Raw genomic sequence first — 3,965 nt, 5'->3', positions numbered from 1 at the left:
TGTCTGTAAGCAGTTCTTTGGGCTCCACTGCACCGAGTTGTTTTGGCTCCACTGACGGGCCGGAGGGGGCGTGCGGTGGTGTGATTCACGCCTTGGTAGCAAGGTGATTTGGCCCCACTTCGATCGGGTGGTTCCGCTGGCCCGGGAGGGGGGTGTTGACGGTAGTTTTGAAGCCTCGGTGGACCTCCGCCAGCGCATCCCCGACAGGTGCGTGGAGGGTTGCCGACCCGGCTCGACTCAGGTCGTGGACCGCCCAGTGTCCGCGGTTGCTGGACGAGAACGGGCGATGGTGCGGTCGCACTGGGACTTGGCGGCCGGGCCCGAAACGGCTGCGGCCGGCCTCCCGCAAGGGAGGCCGGCCGCAGTTGTCGGTGCAGGTCAGCGGCGGCGTTTGCGCTGGCTCTGCGCGAATCGGTAGGACTGGGTGCCGGTCTCGACGATGTGTGCGTTGAAGGTGACCCGGTCGACGATCGCCGTGCAGAGCCGGGGGTCGGTGAAGGTCTGCTTCCACTCGGAGAATGGAGCGTTCGAGGCGATCGCGATGGCCCGACGTTCTTCCCGCTCCGTGAAAATCTGGAACAGGAGTTTGGCCCCGGCCTTGTCCAGATCGAGGTAGCCGAACTCGTCCAGACAGAGAAGGTCAACGCGGCCATAGCGGGCGATGGTGCGGGTCAGCTTCTTCTCGTCGGCGGCTTCCGCGAGCTCGTTGACCAGGTTGACCGTGGTCGTGTAGCGGACCCTGAGCCCGGCCTCTGCCATGGCCGTACCGATTCCGATCAGCAGGTGGGATTTGCCGGTGCCGGAGTCGCCGATCAGGCAGAGCGGCTGTCCGGCCTTCACCCAGGCCGGGTCCGACAGTGTGCCGACGATCTCGGGGGTGACGTTGGGATTCTCGGCGAAGTCGAAGTCCTCCAGGCGCTTGGGGCGGGGGAAGTTGGCGTCCCTGACCAGCCGCTGCTTGCGCCGTTCCTCGCGTTCGGCGCACTCGGCTTCCAGCAGGTCGGCGAGGAAGTCTTTGTAGCTGGACCGCTGGCGCATGGCGTCGGCGGCCATCTCCTGGATCCGACGGCGGATCGTGGGCAGGTGCAGGGCCCGGCAGGCTTCGTCGATGGCCGTGTCCACGGCCTCCTCCGGCCCCGTGTCCCGGCGGGGCGGAGGAACCTGGGCCGTGGTGTCGGTCGTGCTCATGCGGTGCCTTTCGGTTGACGTGTCAGGAGCTGGTCGTAGTGGGCGACGGTCGGCAGCGGCCGCTTGTCCTCGGGCAGCTGGGCCCGGCGGGCCGTCAGTGAGACCACGCCGCTGGGCTCGGCCCAGGGCGGCGGCTCATCGGCGTCGTCCAGATCCGCGTCCGGGGGCGGGGTCTGCGCGGCTGCCCTGCGGGCTTCGACGGCGACCACGTCGGCGCTGGTGGCGCCCGCCCGGATCGCGGCGGCCATGCCCTGCTCGACGGCGGTCGCGGGCATCCGCCGGTGCAGCAGCAGAACCTCGATCAGCGCCCGGGTCCCGGCAGCGTCCCCGTGGGCGGCCCGGGCCGCGGCCCAGAACGCTTCGTGGACCTCGGTGAACGAACCGTTCTGCCGGGCGGTGACCAGCGCGGTCGACCCGGCCATCGCTCCGGGCTTGACCAGCAGGATCTCCAGGTAGTGGTCGAGTTCGTCCCGGTAGTCGCCTCGCCGGGTCAGCCGCGGATGACGGGCGACGACCTCACGCCGTTCGAAGACGAGCAGTTCGTTGCCCCGCAGCAGGACCCGCACGTTCTGGCCGATGAAGCGGGCCGGCACCGAGTAGTGGCACTGCCTCACCGTGATCCGGCTGCTGCGGTCGACCTTCGGCGTCAGCGTGATGCCGCACTCGAACTCCTCGAACGGCAGCGGCGCCAGCTCGTCAGCCTCGGCGACGAAGTTGAAGCCGACCGTGGTCAGCCTGCCCGCGAGGATCCGTTCGTCCTCGGCCGCGTCGATCTCGGCAAGCCGGTCGTTCAGCTCTTCCAGCGTGGCGACTTCGGGGACCGGGACCAGGTGCGTGCGGCGGAACCGGCCGCCCTCATGCTCGACCCCGCCCTTCTCATGAGCGCCGTCCTCGCCGGGGATGCAGTAGAAGGCATCGAAGCCGTAGTGGGCGCGGAAGGCCAGCCACCGCTCGGATTCCACCCGGCTGCGACCGGTGCAGATGCGGTTGACCGCCGGTTTCAGGTTGTCGTAACGGATGTGCCTCGTCGGGACTCCGCCCAGGACATTGAACGCTTCCACGTGTCCTTCCATGAAGGACTCCTGGGCCTGCGAGGCGTAGACGCGGTGGACGGCCTTGCCCGAGTAGGACAGCCGCAGCGTGAACAGGTGGCACTTGACAACCTCGCCCGCCAGCCGGACCCACACATCGGCGAAGTCCACCTCAGCTTCCTCGCCGGGCAGATGGACCTGCGGAACCATGCCCGTCAGATGCCGACGGCCCTCCAGTACCTCCGCCTCGATCTGCGGGCGTCTGGCCAGGACGTAGTCGCAGACCGTGGAGTACGAAACCTGGTCGAAGCCGTACTCCTGAGCCAGACGCTGATGGATCCTGCGGGCGGTGTGCCTCTGCTTGCGCGGCGCGGTCGCATCCTCCCGCAGCATCGCGTCGATCCAGCCCTTGGCCGGATCCAGGACCGTGGCCCTCGGCGCCGGCTTCTTCCTCGGCGGCGGGACCGCAGAGGTCAGTGCCTGCCGCACCGTCCGGCGGTGCACTCCGTACTTCTCCGCGAGTGCCCGCTGCGACATCTCCGGAGCGAGACGCTTGTCCCGCCGGATCGCAGCGAACAGCTCCGTCCGCGACAACCCCATCCCGGCCTCCCGACAGGACCGTGATCAAGTAACACGGCCTCCGACATGACCGTGATCGACGCACAAACCCTGCCGTCGCGGGGCGGACGGAGCAGTGCATTCACTCCAAAGAGGGCACGTCGCGGACTTGCCTGCTGGCGTATGCACGAGCCGCTCCGGCCTGTGCTGCGGCGCTGCCCGGCGTGCTATTCACCATCGTCGAGGGCCCGATAGTCGCGGCTGTGCGGCAAGCCGTTCACCAACTGCAGGAACTTCTCGTGCAGTCGCCCGTTGGTGACCAGCACCGACATGTCGCCTTCCAGTACGGACGCCCCGTCCAGGTCCGTCACCCGGCCGCCCGCCTCGGTGACGATGACCGGCATCGGAGCAACGTCCTCGTAGCCCATCGGCGGACCGGCAATGACGCCGGCATCGGCTCGGCCCGTCACCAGGGCCACGATCATGCCGGTCGAGGGCACCAGGAGGACCCGGCGGTGGAGAGCGCAAAGGAGTTCCTCCGGCCAACCGGCCGTGTTGTGCATCAGCGTCCTTGCCCCGCCCAGGCCAGTCCGTTCCGTGACCCGGGCGCGGCGGCCCGATTGCAGGTCCGGGTCCGGACCCGGCAGCACCCAGCAGCCCAGACCACGACCCGCCACGATCATCTGCTGGCTCAGGGGCATGTTGATCACGCCGATAGCGGGCCCGTCCTCGTCCTCGTAGGCGAGATCGTTCGAGAACAGCGGCACTCGGTGGGTGAAGTACTTCGTGCCGTTGATGGGGTCGATGATCCATCGCCGTCCGGATAACCCGCTGGTCGCACCGCCCTCCTCTCCGAAGATCCCGTCGTCCGGCACCCGCCGGCTCAGCTCCTCCCTGACCAGCTCTTCAACCGCCACGTCGATCTCGGTTACCTCGGTGCCGTCCTCCTTGAGACGGCTGTGCCAGTCATCGCTGAAGAAGCCTTGCGCCGACATCTGCCCGGCGCGACCGGCCAGGCGAACAGCGAAGTCCAGAAGCTCCCGGTCGACGGGAGGGGCATCGAACGCGTAATCCATCCGTCGAGCCTTTCACGGCTCACCGGCCACCAGGTGGGGCCAGATCAACTTCGTACGGCGTGGCGCCACTTCTGAGCCGTGCAGTGGAGCCCAATGAGGTGCTTACAAACAG

General features: G+C 68.1%; 3 protein-coding genes. All 3 read right to left on the bottom strand.

What is annotated here, in order from left to right; all coding sequences use genetic code 11:
- Positions 1 to 378: 378 nt before the first annotated feature.
- The 3 genes from istB to ACFYZJ_RS39305 all read right to left on the bottom strand — a co-directional run bounded on the left by istB (position 379) and on the right by ACFYZJ_RS39305 (position 3,853).
- Positions 379 to 1,188 (bottom strand): IS21-like element helper ATPase IstB, encoded by an 810-nt coding sequence (gene istB, locus ACFYZJ_RS39315; RefSeq protein ID WP_388577188.1) that lies wholly within the window; start codon positions 1,186 to 1,188, stop codon positions 379 to 381.
- Positions 1,185 to 2,819 (bottom strand): IS21 family transposase, encoded by a 1,635-nt coding sequence (gene istA / locus ACFYZJ_RS39310; RefSeq protein ID WP_388577185.1) that lies wholly within the window; start codon positions 2,817 to 2,819, stop codon positions 1,185 to 1,187. The genes istB and istA overlap by 4 nt, the downstream gene beginning before the upstream one ends.
- Positions 2,820 to 3,004: 185 nt before the next feature.
- Entirely contained in the window at positions 3,005 to 3,853 is an 849-nt protein-coding gene (locus tag ACFYZJ_RS39305; RefSeq protein WP_388577182.1) for an inositol monophosphatase family protein, read from the bottom strand.
- Positions 3,854 to 3,965: the final 112 nt, after the last annotated feature.

This window comes from Streptomyces sp. NPDC001848 (genome assembly GCF_042891915.1).
GTDB lineage: Bacteria > Actinomycetota > Actinomycetes > Streptomycetales > Streptomycetaceae > Streptomyces.
The sequence above is the reverse complement of the archived record's forward strand: the minus strand, read 5'-3'. Positions and strand labels throughout refer to the sequence as shown.